The following is a 17,153-nucleotide window of genomic DNA, read 5'->3' as shown; positions in this document are numbered from 1 at the left end:
AACTCCTTTAGTTTAGCTACTAATTAATTGTAGGGACTCGTTTATGAATTCATGTGCAAAACGATGCAAGTCTTATGGCGTTTTATTTGCTGTAATGTTTGTGGCTGCGTTATTAGTCGCAATTTATTATTGCAATTTGAAAACAGGGTTTCATGTTGACGAGCTGTGGACTTTCGGCCTCTCGAATAGTTTTTATTTTCCACATATTTTTTGGGAAAACAATATGGATGCCAACTGGATGGATCCTACGTTCATTCAGTCTTATTTGACAGTTGATACAGGGCATGTGTTTCGGTTTGATTCGGTTTTATATAATCTGAGTAATGACGCACATCCTCCTCTCTATTTTTTCATTATTCATACCGTTTGCTCACTGTTTCCGAATGAATTTAGCAAATGGTTTGGCTTGGTTCCTAATCTATGTTTCTATTCACTCAGTTTAGTATTTTTATTTAAGCTTTCTTACAAAGTGTTTCAGAGTAAGCCAGTCGCTCTAATTTTAATGGCACTTTGGGCTTTCAGTCCCATAGCGTTAAATCTAGTGACCTACATTCGAATGTATCTGTTATTGGTGACACTTGCCCTAGCATTTCTTGATACGTTATACGATATGTTTAATGTTGCTTTCGCCAATCGATCGGTTTATTTCCGCCTATTTGTTATTTCTTTATTGGGGTTTTTAACCCACTTCTATTTCTATATTTATCTCTTTTTTGTTTCCTGTTTTTTTAGTATTTATTTTTGGGCAAGAAAAGGGTGGATGTTCTCCTTTAAATATGGAGTCACGATTGTCTTATCGGTTTGTCTGTCATTTATCATATTTCCTCCAGCATTAAGCAACATGTTTGGGAATCACTATGTCGAATCGGCCTCATCGCAATCAGGGGTAATGGTATTACTTAGACGAATTTGGCAATTTCTAGGTTCGTCGTCCGTTGATTTGTTCTTCGGATCAAGGCTTCTTTTGATTGCCAGCTTCTGTTTGTCAATTGCCCTTTGTTTCTACTTACTATGGAATAAAAAAATTAATCGTGAGCATCCTGAGTCGATTTATATAGTTTTATTATTTAATTCATCCCTTGTTTTTTACGTCACAGCTTGCTATGTATCTCCTTTTACTTCGTCAAGATACATATGCTTAGCATATCCAGGATTACTGTTATTTGGATTTGGAATGTTCTTGTATCTATTTAGATATTTGCAAATTCGCTATAGAAATAATACTGATTTCAATTTTCGGGGCACTATTTTAGTTTCTGTTGTATTTGTTTGCGCAATTATTGCTGCAGATTCTGTTTTCTTTTCTTCCAATGCTTTGTATTTATATCCGAAATCTGCTGACAATGAAGCCGCAGTAGAGAAGTACGCGGGTTCAACGGGGCTCTTTGTCTCTTATGATTACTATCAGCTCACTGCGAAGCTATTAGAAGTTGCCAAATTGTCTCGCATTCATGCGCTGATTCCTGATCAGAAAGCTATTAGCAGTTTTTGCGATAGAAATTATATTGATTCTGATGATCTGGTTGTTTACATGAATAATCACGACTGCGAAGAAGAGGTTCTTTCTCAACTGAAAGATGAACTAGGATATAGTGGTTTTAAAAAACTGCCCGGATATACTCAAATCGATGATGGAACCTCTTGTTTTGTTTATGTCCTTTATAGATAACAGTGGGAAAAGGGTCTTTAATGAAACGAGATTCGGTGATTCAATTTCTGAAGTTTTCGATTGTTGGACTTTCAAATACAATCGTTTCTTACTTAGTCTACGCGGCACTCCTTTTTATTGGAGTGAACTATATTGTCGCCAATATAGTTTCATATTTTGCTGGTGTCATCAATTCCTTCTATTGGAACAATAAATTTGTTTTTGATAATGAGAGATCGGATTTGAGTTCACTTATTTCAAGTTTTTCCAAGCTGCTTGCTTCGAGTGCTTTTACTGGATTGATTATCAACAACATCCTTTTGTACTTTTGGGTTAGTGTGCTTGGAATTTCTTCTATTCTTGGTCCACTGCTTAACTTGTTTGTAACTTATCCTCTTAATTATATTTTAAGTAAGTATTGGGCATTTAAGTGATAGGTGCTTGCATGACAAAGATGGACATATTGCCGATTCTCTATCTCGTGGTTCCTTGTTATAACGAGGAGAGCGTTTTGCGGGAAACCTCTAAAAGGCTTTTTGAGAAGTTTTCCACTTTAGTAAAATTGTCTCAGATTAATGCGAACAGTAAGGTTTTGTTAGTTGACGATGGGTCATCCGATAAGACTTGGGAGATCATCGAAAGTCTTCATCAATCTAATTCCTTATTCTGTGGGCTTAAGCTTTCTAGGAATTGTGGCCATCAGAAGGCTTTACTTTCTGGGTTACACAAGGCAGCGGAGTTTGCTGATTTAATAGCATCGATGGACGCTGATTTACAAGATGACATCAATGCGCTTGATGAAATGGTTTCAAGAGCTCGCGAAGGCTATGAAGTTGTATATGGTGTACGAAATGATCGTTCTAGCGATTCCTTTCTAAAACGTTTTACCGCACAATCTTTTTATCGCTTACAGTCTTCGCTGGGTGTCGATGCTGTTTATAACCATGCTGACTATAGATTGATGTCCAAGCGTGCTGTTCTTGCATTGTCTCAATTCCGTGAGGTTAATCTATTTCTTCGTGGTTTGGTTCCTTTAGTTGGTTTCAAATCTTGCTGCGTCTATTATTCGCGAGGGAAAAGGTTTGCCGGCGAATCTAAATACACGCTCGGTAAAATGTTGTCATTTGCTTTTGAAGGTATAACGTCTTTTAGTACTAAACCGATTAGGATAATTACTCTCACCGGTTTAATCATTTCTATTTTTAGTTTATTTGCACTTGTATATCTTTTAATTGGTCATTTTATTGGCGATGTACAAGTTGGCTGGACAAGCATTATTATGTCAATTTGGTGTCTTGGCGGACTCCAACTTTTGGCTTTGGGTGTCATCGGCGAGTACGTTGGAAAGACTTATATGGAGACGAAGCATCGTCCTCGCTATTTTATTGAGGAATTTTTGTCCGATAAGGAGGACAAGGATGCCTAAAGTTAGTGTGTTGATGCCTTGTTTTAATGGTGCTAAGTACATTTTGAAGGCAATTGATTCGGTGTTAAGCCAGTCTTTCCGCGATTTCGAATTATTAATTTTCGATGATCAGTCAACTGATGGAACATTTGAGATTGTTTCCAAGCTAACGGATTCTCGAATTAAGGTTTTTAGAAACGCCAGTAATCTCGGTCTTGTTGGAAACTGGAATAATGCCATTGAGAAATCTTCTGGCGAGTATATTCATTTCCTCTTTCAGGATGATATTTTGTTACCCGGGGCTCTTGAGTCTGAGGTTGCAGCACTGGATGCTAATCCAAAGTGCTCCCTCTGCTTCAGCGCTTCATGTGTTATTGACTCGAATGGTGCCATTACAATGAAGAGGAGACCTTTTAAGCGGGATATGGTTTTAAAAGGCTCTGATTTTGCCCGCAAGACATTTCGAACTCATAATATTTATGGAGAGCCTTCTAATGTCATGTTTCGTAGAGATTGCTGGCAAAAGGTTGGACCCTTTAATGATTCTTTGTGTTACTCCCCTGATTGGGAGTATTGGATTCGTCTATCACTTAATGGTGATGTCTGCTATCTAGACTCAATTTATTCCTATTTTAGAGTGTGTAACGAATCTACTACGAACTCACTTTTTAAGGATAAAAAAGAGCAATTGAAACGCGATGAGTTTGATTTTGTGCGAGCAATCTGTTCACTCGATGGTATCAATATATCGTCGGTTGATTTAACCGCTCGTAAATTGTCGCTCTCAATCAGGAACATTGCTAAACGGATTTATTTTTCCGTTCACTGACTTTGGAAGTGATTGAATGAAAGGCATCATCCTCGCCGGCGGGTCCGGCACCCGCCTGTACCCGCTCACGCTCGTGACCTCCAAGCAGCTGCTGCCGGTCTACGACAAGCCCATGATCTACTACCCGCTGTCCACCCTCATGCTGGCGGGCATCCGGGACATCCTGGTCATCTCCACGCCGACCGACCTGCCCAACTTCGAGCGCCTGCTCGGGGACGGCTCGCGCTACGGCGTGAACCTCTCCTACGCCGAGCAGCCGAGCCCCGACGGCCTGGCCCAGGCCTTCACCATCGGCGAGGACTTCATCGACGGCGAGCCGTGCGCCCTCGTCCTCGGCGACAACATCTTCTACGGCAACGGTCTGTCGCGCCACCTGACGCGCGCCGTCCAGAACGCCGAGTCGGGCCGCGCCACGGTCTTCGGCTACCACGTGGACGACCCCGAGCGCTTCGGCGTCGTGGAGTTCGACGGCGAGGGCCGTGCCGTCTCCATCGAGGAGAAGCCCGCCCAGCCCAAGAGCTCCTACGCCGTCACCGGCCTGTACTTCTACCCGGGCGACGTCGCCGCCAAGGCCCACGAGGTCAGGCCCTCGGCCCGAGGCGAGCTGGAGATCACCGACCTCAACCGGATGTACCTGGAGGAGGGGACGCTGTCCGTGGTCACCCTCGGCCGCGGGTACGCGTGGCTCGACACCGGCACCATGGAGAGCCTGCATGAGGCCGCTGAGTTCGTCCGCGCCGTGGAGCACTCCCAGGACCTTCCCGTGTCCGTGCCCGAGGAGATCGCCTGGGAGAACGGCTGGATCACGACCGCCGAGCTCGAGGAGGCCGCGAGGGCCTACGGCAAGTCGGTCTACGGCCGGCACCTCAAGAAGGTCGCCGCCGGCGAGATCGTCAACAGCCCGCGCGAGTACTAATCCGATCCAATGGGAGATAGAAACATGTCTGAAGAGCTCTTCGAGCCCAGGAACATCATCGTCACGGGCGGCTGCGGCTTCATCGGCAGCAACTTCGTGCACTACGTCGTGAACAACCACCCGGGCGTCCACGTCACCGTCCTGGACAAGCTGACCTACGCCGGCAACCCCGAGAACATCGCCGGGCTGCCCGCCGACCGCGTTGAGCTCGTCGTGGGCGACATCTGCGACGCCGAGCTGCTGGACAGGATCGTCCCCGGCCACGACGCCATCGTGCACTACGCCGCCGAGAGCCACAACGACAACTCCATCGCCGACCCCGAGCCGTTCCTGCGCACCAATGTCGAGGGAACCTTCCGCCTGCTGGAGGCCGTGAGGAAGTACGGCGTCCGCTACCACCACGTCTCCACCGACGAGGTCTACGGCGACCTCGCGCTCGACGACCCGGCGAAGTTCACCGAGGAGACGCCTTACCACCCGTCCTCGCCGTACAGCTCGACCAAGGCCAGCTCCGACATGCTCGTGCGCGCCTGGACCCGCACCTACGGCCTGCGCGCCACGATCTCCAACTGCTCCAACAACTACGGCCCCTACCAGCACGTGGAGAAGTTCATCCCCAGGCAGATCACGAACATCATCGACGGCGTCCGCCCCAAGCTCTACGGCCGCGGCGAGAACGTCCGAGACTGGATCCACACCGAGGACCACTCCAGCGCCGTCTGGGACATCCTCACCAAGGGCCGCATGGGGGAGACCTACCTCATCGGCGCCGACGGCGAGAAGAACAACATCACCGTGCTGCGCATGATTCTGGAGACCATGGGAAAGGACCCCGAGGACTTCGACTGGGTCGCCGACCGCCCCGGCCACGACCGCCGCTACGCCATCGACAGCACGAAGCTCCAGCGCGAGCTGGGCTGGAGGCCGGCCCAAACCGACTTCGCCGGGGGCCTGAGGCAGACGATCGACTGGTACGTCGCCAACGAGTCCTGGTGGCGCCCGGCCAAGGAGGCCACCGAGGCCAGGTATAGGGCTCAGGGGCAGTAGGAGGGGATAGATCTATGGCAGACATCGCATTCGAGAAGGACCTCTCCGCCGCCGAGACCGGCATAGAGGGCCTGATGGTCGTCGACCTCGCCGTCCACGGCGACTCGCGCGGCTGGTTCAAGGAGAACTGGCAGCGCGCCAAGATGTGCGCCCTGGGCATCCCGGACCTCCGCGTCGTCCAGAACAACGTCTCCTACAACGACAGCCGCGGCGTCACCCGCGGCATCCACGCCGAGCCCTGGGACAAGTTCATCTCCGTGGCCCGCGGCTCGGTCTTCGGCGCCTGGGTGGACCTGCGCGAGGGCAGCGAGACCTTCGGCAAGGTGTTCACCTGCACCCTGGACCCCTCCAAGGCCATCTACGTCCCGCGCGGCGTGGGCAACTCCTTCCAGGCCCTGGAGGACGGCACCGCCTACACCTACCTGGTGGACGCCCACTGGTCGCTCGAGCTCAAGAGGACCTACACCTTCGTGAACCTCGCCGACCCCGAGCTCGCCATCCAGTGGCCGATCCCGCTGGACCAGGCCACCGTCTCCGAGGCCGACCTCAACCACCCGATGCTCAGGGACGTCGTCCCCATGGCGCCGAAGCGCACCCTCGTCACCGGCTGCTACGGCCAGCTGGGCCGCGCGGTGCGCGCGCTCGCCGAGGAGCGCGGCGTCGCCAAGGACTTCGACTTCTGCGACATCGACACCTTCGACATGTCCGACCCGGAGGCCTACTCCCAGTACGACTGGTCGCTCTACGGCACCGTGATCAACTGCGGCGCCTACACGGCCGTGGATAAAGCGGAGACCCCCGAGGGCCGTGTCATCGCCTGGAAGGCCAACGCGACCGGCCCCGCCCTTCTCGCCCGCGTCTGCGCCGGGCACGGGATCACGCTCGTCCACGTGTCCTCCGACTACGTCTTCGACGGCACGGCCGAGGTCCACGACGAGGACGAGCCGTTCTCCCCGCTGTCCGTCTACGGCCAGACCAAGGCCGCCGGCGACATCGCCGTGGCCGGGTGCCCGCGCCACTACATCATGCGCAGCTCCTGGGTCATCGGCGAGGGACACAACTTCGTCAAGACGATGAAGTGCCTGTCCGACCGCGTCGCCGACCCGGAGGACGGGCTCGCGCAGGTCACGGTCGTCGACGACCAGCTGGGCCGCCTGACCTTCACGCGCGACATGGCCGAGGCCATCTTCCACGTGCTGGGGACGCACGCCCCCTACGGTACCTACGACTGCACCGGCTCCGGCGCCGTGAAGAGCTGGGCGGACATCGCCCGCGCCGTCTTCGAGGCCGCCAACGGCAACGGCGACAGGGTCGTGCCGGTTTCGACCGCCGACTACTACGCGAGTGCCGAGGGCCCCATCGCCCCGCGCCCGGTCCACTCCGCGCTCGACCTTTCCAAGCTCGAGTCGGTCGGCTTCCGAATGCCCGACTGGGAGGAAGAGCTAAAACTTCATTTTGATTAGATGCCTTTAGTACATTGTTTGCATTCTTAAAATCAGTGAGAATGCAAACAATGCCATGGGCATTTATGCCATTTTGCCAAGTTGCACCAGGAATTTTTTGGATGGTTTTCAATGCATTTTAAACTTGCAAATTTGATTTTTAACGGATCTGATGCGATGTTGCAGTATCCATTGCTTTGCTATAGGGCAACGGAGGGTCTTGTTATTCCAACTTCGAATGACGCTATTGAAATCATGAAATCGACCAATGTTGATTTCACAACATATTTTAATGCGCTATCCATTTATAAGTGGCGAAAGTACACTACTGCAAAGGCGTTTTATCTTCATATCGAGTATTGCGGCTCCGCCTTAACGCTTCAGCAGACGTATGCAAATAATTATTCTTGGAATCCTTCTACAATTGATGGCTCTGCGGTTAGTTTGCAACGATCCGATGAATGGAGTACAGCTGAAATCGAACTCTCCCTTTGTGAGGGAGAGATTCTGCACGCTTTTAATATCAGTACTGAAGGCCCTGTTAATATTCGGAATGCGTATTATTATTGCGATTGTGAAGAACTGGATATTCATCCAGTTGAGCTAGCGCTTGCAACTACTACGTTTAAAAAAGAAGACTATATTGTCCGTAACGCATCTCTTTTACAAAAGAACATTCTTGATTCTGATGAAGAGATTGCTGATCATTTCCACGTACACATTATTGATAATGGCCGTTCGCTGAATAGTGCAAACCTGGATTCATCGCGTGTTACTGTTCATCCAAATCCTAATGTTGGCGGGTCTGGTGGTTTTGCTCGGGGGATGATTGAGTCACTTGAGCAGAATCCTAAAGCGACTCATGTTCTTCTGATGGACGATGATGTCGAGGTTCTTCCCGAGAGTTTTATCCGCACTTTCAACCTGCTCTCTCTTCTCAAAGAAGAATATGCTGAGGCCTTTTTATCGGGTGCCATGATGAGCTTGGAAGAGCCCAATTTGCGTACCGAGGATTTAGGGTTCTTTACTGCTAAGGGAACTTTTTCTCCCCTTAAGCCTGCAGGCTATATGACCTCACTTCATGATGTCGTTGAGACCGAGATATATAAGGCCCCAACTGGCCTTTATGAGGACACTGCCCAACAGTATGCTGGCTGGTGGTATTGCGTTATACCTACCGCAACGATTGAGCGCGAGGGGCTGCCTTTGCCTTTATTTGTTCGTTCGGATGACGCCGAGTACGCGCTTCGCTGCAAGCCCAAGTTCATGTCCATGAATGGTATTTGCGTTTGGCATAATTCCTTTAAGTTTAAGTATAGTGCTGCCGTGGAGCGTTATCAGGTAAGCCGAAATACGCTAATCAGTCAGGCGACAACTGGCGCTGCGCCTCTCTCTGATTTTCTTTATGAGATTCGTCGTGAAGTTGAGCTCGACTTGAAGAAATTTAATTACGATGAAGCTGCTCTTGCCGTAAAAGGTCTTGAAGATTTTTTGAGAGGTCCCGAGTGGATTTCTCATCCTGTCGCTGAATCCCGCTTTATGGCGGCAAATCGTGAAAGGGAACAGTTGATTCCCATCGAGCAGCTCATCCCTCAGGCGTTAGAACTGGGTGTCGACTTGACGCAACTGACTTTTGGCAATTTGAGCCTTGGGGGCGACAGGTCTAGGCTCCAGGCATTTAAGGATTATCTGACCATTAATGGCCACCGTTTTGTTAACGACTCCGCTAAGCGCAGAGACAAAGTTGCTGTCATCGACGCTGCGGGATGGGTTTATCCTGCAGGTAAAATCAGGGATGTTGACACGCTTATTGTGGTAGATATGCCTAATAAAAAGGGTGCCATTAGACATATGGATAAGAAGCGATTCAAAGAGGTTTGGAGTCGTTTTCGTAAAGCCGAGAAGGAATTCAAGCGTAACAAAGATAAGATTTATACCGAATACGCTTCGTATAGAGATGTCTTTACTTCGATCGATTTCTGGAAACAGTATTTGAAAGAGGCGTCGGATTAGTCTTCATGTGAGTGGGTTTCAAGGTGGGACCCACTCATTCTTTTGTATCATATGAATAATTGTGCTTCGTTCATTGTTTGTCGTTGCGAAGGTTAAGCCATGTCCTTGCTTTCTACTATTAAAAAGATCCTCCCTGGCTCATCCCGATCGTTGCATGCTATGCATGAGGATATGGACCGTCGTTTTGACGAGGTTTTCGCACGTATTGAGCAGGCCGATAACGGTATCAATATGAATATCAATTACAAATTCGATACTCGGCTATTTCCAGAAATTGAATTGCTCAAGCAACGCCAACAAAGTCTGTCAGAACAAATGAGGCTTCGCTTTGAATTGTTAGCGCGACGTGCGTACCCCGATCTCACCCCTTTTGAGCTCCGTTGCAAAATCTTTGATGCATTACCCGACGCCGAGGGTGATATTCGATTGATGCAGCAGGCAAACGCGGCCTTGATGAGTAAGCTAGACGCGATTTGTGTTGCCAATAATATTCAATACTGGCTTTCTTATGGTTCTCTTGTTGGCACCTTGTCTCGATCGGGTTTTATTCCTTGGGACGACGATATTGATATCTGCATGCTTAGGTCCGATGTGGATAAGCTCACTGCCGCTTTAATAGACGACCCTGAATATCAAATCACCCTCGTATATGACTGGTTTGTAAAGTGTCGTCAAGTTCGCTTTTGTTCAACTAATTCGCTTATACCTTGTTTTGTGGACATTTCGATTTACGACCGGGCGGCCGAGAATTCCAAGCGCGCGAACGATCAACTTAGGCAACTCAGAATTGAGCTTATGGATTTCTTTGACAAAAATGAACGTGAGTTTAGTTTTTGGAAAGATAATCCTTGGATGGTTCATCCACACAGTGGTCTTAGCGTGCAGTGCGGAGATGTTGACTTGGAAGCTCAGAGAACAGTTGTTTCTTCTGCGGAGATTGATCTTGTCCAGAGCGTATTCGATTCGTTTAACGAAAAGGCTCATGATCTAGGTTTGTTAACCGATGAGTCTCGTGGTGATTTTGCATACGCGATTGATAACATTTTTGATGCCCCTAAACGTAAAATAATTTGGGACCGCAACGATATCCTTCCCGTAAGAAAGCATCCGTTTGACAGCTTCTCTTTTTTGGTTCCCGCGAAAGCGGAAAGGGTCGCTGATGATTGCTATCCTGGATGGCCTTACATGCCAATGGACATCTGTGGGCATGATCATTTTGCAAAGGATGTTTTGTCTGATCCCGATGTTCGCTCCGCGATGGCAAAGTTTGTCGACGAATGTAATTAGTAGTTACAACGGCTTTGATTAAGGTATTTAAAATGCAGTTTAAACTTGCGAATGTTGTACTTGAAGTTGAAAAGCATGCAAAGGATTTTCCCGAACTCTACTATCGCGTGCTCTCCGGTGATACCTCATATAGTGACGATTTTCATTCACTTCATATCAATGGAAATGTTGACTTTCTGACGTATGTGAATGGCTTATCTGCTGGCAAATGGCATCAGTATGCATCTGTTGACGGCGTTGTCTTGCATATGGCTTTATTTGGCAGGGGCCGGGTTGTCGTTCATGGAGTGAGATCTAGCGAGCTGAATCCTGTCGAGCTTAAATCGAATCCTTTTGATGGCGATGAAGTTGTTCCTTGCGTTCTCGATATTGATATCGATACAACCGGTTACGACTTGATCGGTTTTAGGATTGAGAGTGATGAGGGCTATTCCGTAGGCCTCTTGAACGCCTCTTATCTGACTGATGTTCCTGAGGATTCAATTAACCAGATCAATCTTGCTCTTTCTACTACTACATTTAGGAATGAGCAGTACATTCTTCCGAATATTGAACTCGTTAAAGCGGGCATCTCCAAAGAGGACGGTCCTATTCGCGACCACTTCCACATGTTTGTCGTCGACAATGGGCAGACGCTCGATTTTGCATCGCTTTCCGATGATCTGGTCACCGTGCTCCCGAACCCCAACACGGGCGGTTCGGGAGGATTCGCACGTGGAATGATGGCGGCTACTGAAACTCCTGATCAGTACACTCACATCATTTTGATGGATGACGATGTCTCTATTATGCCCGAGAGTTTGATCCGCACGTTCAATCTCCTCTCTCTTGCTAAAGGCAAGTATAAGGATGCCTTTATTAACGGCGCCATGCTCTCAATGGAGGACCCTACTCGTCAGTTCGAGGATGTTTCGTATGTGGCGACCACTGGTGCCTATCGTCGCGTAAAAGAGGACTTGAATGTTGGCAAGCTGGCTGACATCCTCGAAAATGAACGCACAAACGTCGAGGTTGACCAGGCTTACGGAGCCTGGTGGTATAGCTGTATTCCGGTGAAGGCTATCGAAAAGAACGGTCTTCCCATGCCTTTCTTTATCCGCTGTGACGACGTTGAGTTTGGCATGCGCAATAAGCCTGTCTACATGACCATGAATTGCATTTGTGTGTGGCATGCAAGCTTTGAGGGGCGTTTCAGGGCTTCGGTGGATTGTTATCAATATTTCCGCAACTTCTGTGCCATGATTGCTCTCGATGATTGTGCTGATGAGAAGATGTTTGTCCTTCGTATTCAGCGAGGGGTACGTCAGAATTTGCGCGATATGGATTATCAGGCTGCTGAGTTTATCCTTGACGGCTTTGAGGACTATCTGCGCGGCCCTGAGTATCTCCAGAAGCTTGATGGCGCCGCGACGATGATCGGCAAGGGTAAGTTAAACGAAAAGCTGATTCCTGTTTCCGAAATGGATCCAGAGCTTCTTCGCAAGGCTGGGGTTACGGAACAAGTGCTCGCTAATGTTAATCTGGAATTCCATCCTTCGAAATTTATGAAGTACTGGAGATCTATTCCTTACGACAAGCACTATCTTCCCGATGCGCTGTTGCGCGGAAAGCCCGGCTATGTGGTCAAGAACGGCAGCTGTACGCTTGAGGGCAACTCGACGCGTTGCATGACGTTGGTCTTTCTGGATCCGACTCGCGAGAAGGGGTCGGTCCGTACGATGGATCGATTGCGGTTCAAGAGTATTCGGCGCCGAGAGCACGAACTGATGACGCGATATCGTAAAGAAGGCAAGAGCGTCAGGGGGGCGTGGAAAGATGCCATGCCGTACATGACTTCGCGAGAGTTCTGGGAACAGTATTTAGGTCTGAAATAAGAAGAGGTCCGGATTAAGTCCGGACCTCTTCTTATTTTGAATAGGTTTTATAGGCTTGTAGCTCCCATTGTTTTCTTTCGACCTTCGCAACCGAGTCGAGGATTAGTCCCGTTGCTAGGCTCAACCCACACAGGAACATGAATGAGGCCGCAAGTATGGCCGTGGGGAAGCGGGGGACTAAGCCGGTTTGGAAGTACTCCGCAACAATTGGAATTCCGAGGGCAAGGCCTATGATGGCGAAGATGAGCGCTATAAGGGTAAAGAACTTGAGCGGACGATAGTCTTTAAAGAGCGTTCCAATCATTGCGATGACCTTGATGCCGTCGCTAACGGTGTTGAGCTTGGACTCGGAGCCTGCGGGCCGATCGCGATACTCCACCGGCACGTCTTTAATTCGCCAGCGGTGATCGACAGCGTGGATGGAGAGCTCGGTTTCGATCTGGAAGCCCTCGCTCAAAACGGGGAAGGTCTTGACGAAGGGTCTGCTCATGGCTCGGTAGCCGGTCATCACGTCGTCAAAGCTGTAGCCGTAAATCCACTTGATCATGGCGCGAACAAGATTGTTGCCAAAGCCGTGGAAGGCCCTCTTGTTCTCTTCGGCATAGGTGCCGTTTGACAGGCGATCGCCAACGGTCATATCGGCTTCGCCGTTAAGGATGGGATCGCAAAGCGCCTTTGCCGCCTCGGCGGGGTAAGTGTCGTCTCCATCAACCATTAGATAGCATTCGGCGTCGACATCACGGAACATTTGGCGGCACACGTTGCCTTTGCCCTGCCTAGGCTCGTGGCGCACCGTAGCCCCGTGCTGCTTGGCGACCTGTGAAGTGCCATCAGACGAGTTGTTGTCATATACAAAGACGGTTGCACCGGGTAACTCTCGATGAAAATCGTCGACAACTTTGCCAATCGTCAGCGCTTCGTTGTAGCAGGGGATTATGACGGCGGTATTCGAATAGTCCATGTGGGACCTCCTTTAATGAATCAACGGGTCGAAAGTATACCTATCGCCTGCCCCTTTGATTAGATATGGGTTAGTTCTCCAGATTTGTTGCGGTGAGTTATCGTCAACGTGGGAGGGCTATACTTTCCACTGTTATGTTTTACGAGACAAGGAGATGGTCCGTGGCTGACAACGTAGAGAGTCAGAAAGCGGTGGCTAAACCGGCCTCTCACGCTAAAAATGATTTTGAAAAGGACAAGTTCATTCTTAAGCAGCTTGTCACCAAAGATTTTAAGATTAAATATCGTCGCAGTGTTCTGGGTGTGGCATGGTCCGTGCTTAACCCGCTGCTGATGATGATTGTTATGTCGATCGTGTTTTCGACGATTTTTGGCCAGAGCCGCAATGGGTCAATTACGCCCGAAATGTATCCGTTGTATCTGATTGTTGGTAACATTACGTTCTCCGTCATGTCCGAATCGACGAACCAAGCGCTTATGTCCATCATTTGGGCTTCCTCTCTGCTTAAGAAGGTTAAGGTGCACCGTTGGGTCTTTCCGGTGCAGAAGGTGCTGTTCTCGCTCGTTAACTTCGCCTTCTCTTTGGTTGCCGTCGCCTTGGTTATGCTTTGGTTCCACGTGCTTCCCACCTGGCATTTAATTCTGCTGCCGGTTTGCTTGCTCCTGCTCATGTGTTTCTGCATGGGCTTGGGCATGATGCTGTCTGCGCTGGCGGTTTTTTTCCGCGATGTTATGCACCTGTGGACCGTTGTTATCACGGCCTGGATGTATCTGACGCCGATTTTCTGGACAACCGACTTCATTAGCCAAATGGCACATTGGATCCAGGTCCTTGTGGTTGTGAATCCCATGTACAACTACCTCCAGTTTATGCGTGATATCTTCCTGTTTAATACCGTGCCTTCTGCGCTTACCTTTGGGCTGTGTGTTGTTTGGGCTATTCTTGCTCTTGCTATTGGTTACGCCGTCTTTCACAAGACCGAGCACAAGTTTATCCTCTACATCTAAGGAGTGCTGCTCATGACTGAATCTGCTATTGATTACAGCAAGCAGCCCCTTGCTGTTGAGGTCAAAGACGTCACCATGATCTTTAACATGGCGTCCGAGTCGCTTACGAACCTCAAAGAGTATTTTATTAAGCTCGCAAAACATGAGCTGTTCTTTGAGGAATTCCGTGCGCTTAAGCACATTTCATTTGATGTGCATCGCGGCGAGGTCATTGGCCTTGTTGGTACTAACGGTTCCGGCAAGTCTACGATGCTCAAGATCATCGCTGGCGTTTTGGAGCCCAGCGAAGGTGAGGTTAAGGTTCACGGCAATATTGCGCCGCTGATTGAGCTTGGTGCTGGCTTTGACCCGGAGCTTACGGCTCGTGAGAACATCTATCTGAACGGTGCGCTGCTTGGCTATACCAAGGAGTTTATCGACGCTAGTTTTGACGAGATTATTGAGTTCGCCGAGCTTAAAGACTTCGTTGACATGCCCTTGAAGAACTTCTCGTCGGGTATGGTCGCGCGTATCGCCTTTGCTATCGCTACGATTACCGAGCCCGATATTCTCATCGTTGATGAGACGCTTTCTGTTGGCGATGTCTTTTTCCAGCAGAAATGCGAGCGCCGTATTCAGCACTTTATTGAGAGTGGCGACGTCACGGTCTTGTTCGTTTCTCACTCCATGGAGCAGGTTGAGCGCATTTGCCAACGTGCCGTATGGATCGAGAAGGGTGACCTGCGCATGGATGGTCCCGTGGACGAGGTCTGCAAGGCGTACCACGACCAGTTCAAGTAGGTTATAATTTATTTGCCGTGCGAACTTGCACCCGCTTGGATGCCCGGCTTTACGCTCCATTAGCTCAGTTGGATAGAGCAGGGGACTTCTAATCCCAAGGTCGACGGTTCGAATCCGCCATGGAGCACCAATAGAGTTTTTGAAGACCCGGTTTAATGCCGGGTCTTTGTTTTTTTTGCATGTGGGCGTGCAGTTCTCCCTCAACAATAAGCCCGGTGTAGCATCGCTGCACCGGGCTTATTGCTTCTTGCGAATTTGGTTGTCGGTCTCGAGTCGTCGAGCTCCCTACGCCTTAGTCGGTTCCACGCCCAGCTCGTTGCGGACGAGTTCGAAGGCTGCGGCGATGGCCTTGTCCATGTCGTAGTACTTGTAGCCGCCCAGACGACCGGCAAAGACCACGTCGCCCTCCTGCGCAGCCAGCTCCTCGTACTGCTTGTAGAGGGCCTCGTTCTTGGCGTCGTTGATGGGGTAGTAGGGCTCGTCGCCGGGCTTCCAGTCGGCCGGGTACTCGCGAGTGATGACGGTCTTGTCCTGCGTGCCGAACTCGAAGTGCTTGTGCTCGATGATGCGCGTGTAGGGGACCTCGCGCTCGGTGTAGTTGACCACGGCCACGCCCTGGTGGTCCTGCTCGTCGAGCGTCTCGGTCTCAAAGCGCAGGCTGCGGTACTCCAGCGTGCCCAGCTTAAAGTCGTAGAACGCGTCGATGGGGCCGCAGTAGATCGTCTTGGCGGCGATATCGGGCTCGGCGGCGGCCAGCTCCTTGTACTCCACGCCGCAGCGCACCTCGACGCCCTCGAGCATGTTGGCGACCATCTTGGTGTAGCCGCCCATGGGGATGCCCTGGTAGCGGTCGTTGAAGTAGTTGTTGTCGTAGGTAAAGCGGCAGGGGAGGCGCTTTATGATGCTCGCGGGCAGGTCGCGGCAGTCGCGGCCCCACTGCTTCTCGGTGTAGCCCTTCACGAGCGTCTCGAAGATGTCGCGGCCCACAAGGGACAGCGCCTGCTCTTCCAGGTTCTGCGGCTCTCCGATGTTCTCGGCGGCTACCTGCTCGGCGATCTTGGCCTTGGCGTCTGCCGGCGTGACGACGCCCGGCCACATCTTGGCGAAGGTGTTCATGTTGAAGGGCATGTTGTACATGTTGCCGTGGAAGTTGGCTACCGGCGAGTTGACGTAGTTGTTGAACTCGGCGAAGCGGTTGACGTAGTCCCAGACGTCCTTCATGGAGGTGTGGAAGATGTGGGCGCCGTAACGGTGGACCTGGATGCCCTCGACGTCCTCGGTGTAGATGTTGCCGGCGATGTGGTCGCGGCGGTCGATGACCAGGACCGACTTGCCGGCGCGCTTGGCGGCGTTGGCAAAGACGGCGCCAGAGAGGCCGGCGCCGACGACTAGGTAATCGTACTGGGACATGGATATGCTCCTTTGTATGTCAATTGGACAGCTACTTAAGCTTTGGGACAAACAAACCTGATTATTTAGTCCCATGGATTAGTGTAGCAGATACTCTTTCAGCAGTTCCAGCGCGTGGGCGTAGCCCATCAGGCCTTCGCCCGTAATGGTGGCGAAGCAGGCCAGGCGTGCGTAGCTCACCTGGCGGAAGTCCTCGCGGGTCTCGACGGCGCTGATGTGGACCTCCACAGCGGGGATGGCGACAGCCTTGAGGGCGTCGAGGATCGCGACGCTCGTATGCGTGTAGGCAGCCGGGTTGATGACGATGCCGTCGACCTTGCCGTATGCCTCCTGGATCTTGTCGACGATGCTGCCCTCGTGGTTAGACTGGAAGACATCGACCTCGTCGAAGCCCTGTGCAGCGCCCGCTTCCTGGCAAATCTGCACTAAGCGGTCGTAGTTGTCGCTGCCATAGATGCCCGGCTCGCGAATGCCGAGCATGTTGAGGTTGGGTCCGTTGATGACGAATGCTTTCATGGTTGTTTCCTTTGTGGT

The 17,153-nt window shown here is 50.5% G+C and carries 15 protein-coding genes and 1 tRNA gene; 13 read left to right on the top strand and 3 right to left on the bottom strand.

Annotated features, from left to right (window positions below; all coding sequences use genetic code 11):
- The first annotated feature begins 43 nt into the window (after positions 1–43).
- The 10 genes from DW211_RS10045 to DW211_RS07410 all read left to right on the top strand — a co-directional run bounded on the left by DW211_RS10045 (position 44) and on the right by DW211_RS07410 (position 12,461).
- Positions 44–1,669, top strand: coding sequence for a hypothetical protein (locus tag DW211_RS10045; RefSeq protein WP_147357251.1), 1,626 nt, complete (start codon positions 44–46; stop codon positions 1,667–1,669).
- Positions 1,670–1,689: 20 nt separating this feature from the next.
- Positions 1,690–2,082: a GtrA family protein gene (locus tag DW211_RS10440; RefSeq protein ID WP_117776176.1), complete on the top strand. Its 393-nt coding sequence runs from the start codon at positions 1,690–1,692 to the stop codon at positions 2,080–2,082.
- 11 nt (positions 2,083–2,093) lie between these two features.
- Complete coding sequence (locus DW211_RS07445; RefSeq protein ID WP_117776177.1) at positions 2,094–3,074, top strand: glycosyltransferase family 2 protein; 981 nt, start codon at positions 2,094–2,096, stop codon at positions 3,072–3,074.
- Positions 3,067–3,882 carry a glycosyltransferase gene (locus tag DW211_RS07440; protein ID WP_118260096.1) on the top strand — a complete coding sequence of 272 codons (816 nt, stop codon included), beginning with the start codon at positions 3,067–3,069 and terminating at the stop codon, positions 3,880–3,882. The genes DW211_RS07445 and DW211_RS07440 overlap by 8 nt, the downstream gene beginning before the upstream one ends.
- Positions 3,883–3,898: 16 nt before the next feature.
- Positions 3,899–4,798: a glucose-1-phosphate thymidylyltransferase RfbA gene (gene rfbA, locus DW211_RS07435; protein ID WP_118260094.1), complete on the top strand. Its 900-nt coding sequence runs from the start codon at positions 3,899–3,901 to the stop codon at positions 4,796–4,798.
- A gap of 24 nt (positions 4,799–4,822) precedes the next feature.
- Positions 4,823–5,845 (top strand): dTDP-glucose 4,6-dehydratase, encoded by a 1,023-nt coding sequence (gene rfbB, locus DW211_RS07430; protein WP_118260090.1) that lies wholly within the window; start codon positions 4,823–4,825, stop codon positions 5,843–5,845.
- Positions 5,846–5,859: 14 nt separating this feature from the next.
- Complete coding sequence (locus DW211_RS07425) at positions 5,860–7,308, top strand: sugar nucleotide-binding protein (protein ID WP_118260088.1); 1,449 nt, start codon at positions 5,860–5,862, stop codon at positions 7,306–7,308.
- Positions 7,309–7,419: 111 nt separating this feature from the next.
- Positions 7,420–9,300, top strand: coding sequence for a glycosyltransferase (locus DW211_RS07420; protein WP_118260086.1), 1,881 nt, complete (start codon positions 7,420–7,422; stop codon positions 9,298–9,300).
- Positions 9,301–9,399: 99 nt separating this feature from the next.
- The gene (locus tag DW211_RS07415; protein WP_118260084.1) at positions 9,400–10,587 is read left to right on the top strand and encodes a LicD family protein; all 1,188 of its coding nucleotides are present in this window, start codon (positions 9,400–9,402) and stop codon (positions 10,585–10,587) included.
- Positions 10,588–10,619: 32 nt separating this feature from the next.
- Positions 10,620–12,461 carry a glycosyltransferase gene (locus DW211_RS07410; RefSeq protein WP_118260082.1) on the top strand — a complete coding sequence of 614 codons (1,842 nt, stop codon included), beginning with the start codon at positions 10,620–10,622 and terminating at the stop codon, positions 12,459–12,461.
- Between the two features lie 31 nt (positions 12,462–12,492).
- Here the strand turns inward: DW211_RS07410 and DW211_RS07405 are convergent, their stop codons facing one another.
- Positions 12,493–13,422, bottom strand: coding sequence for a glycosyltransferase family 2 protein (locus DW211_RS07405; RefSeq protein ID WP_118260080.1), 930 nt, complete (start codon positions 13,420–13,422; stop codon positions 12,493–12,495).
- A 161-nt stretch (positions 13,423–13,583) separates the two neighbouring features.
- Between DW211_RS07405 and DW211_RS07400 the strand changes: the two genes are divergently transcribed.
- The 3 genes from DW211_RS07400 (at position 13,584) to DW211_RS07390 (ending at position 15,339) form a co-directional block, all read left to right on the top strand.
- Positions 13,584–14,429: an ABC transporter permease gene (locus DW211_RS07400; RefSeq protein WP_233540971.1), complete on the top strand. Its 846-nt coding sequence runs from the start codon at positions 13,584–13,586 to the stop codon at positions 14,427–14,429.
- A 12-nt stretch (positions 14,430–14,441) separates the two neighbouring features.
- Positions 14,442–15,209, top strand: coding sequence for an ABC transporter ATP-binding protein (locus DW211_RS07395; RefSeq protein WP_117635297.1), 768 nt, complete (start codon positions 14,442–14,444; stop codon positions 15,207–15,209).
- A gap of 53 nt (positions 15,210–15,262) precedes the next feature.
- Positions 15,263–15,339, top strand: a tRNA-Arg gene (locus DW211_RS07390).
- Positions 15,340–15,494: 155 nt separating this feature from the next.
- Here the strand turns inward: DW211_RS07390 and glf are convergent.
- Together glf and aroQ are read right to left on the bottom strand one after the other, a co-directional pair.
- Positions 15,495–16,619, bottom strand: a complete 1,125-nt coding sequence (glf, locus tag DW211_RS07385; protein ID WP_118260076.1) for a UDP-galactopyranose mutase — start codon at positions 16,617–16,619, stop codon at positions 15,495–15,497.
- A 78-nt stretch (positions 16,620–16,697) separates the two neighbouring features.
- Positions 16,698–17,135 (bottom strand): type II 3-dehydroquinate dehydratase, encoded by a 438-nt coding sequence (gene aroQ, locus DW211_RS07380; protein ID WP_118260074.1) that lies wholly within the window; start codon positions 17,133–17,135, stop codon positions 16,698–16,700.
- Positions 17,136–17,153: the final 18 nt, after the last annotated feature.

The organism is Collinsella sp. AM18-10, assembly GCF_003471585.1.
In the GTDB taxonomy this organism is placed as follows: domain Bacteria; phylum Actinomycetota; class Coriobacteriia; order Coriobacteriales; family Coriobacteriaceae; genus Collinsella.
This window is presented reverse-complemented; position numbering and strand designations above follow the sequence as displayed.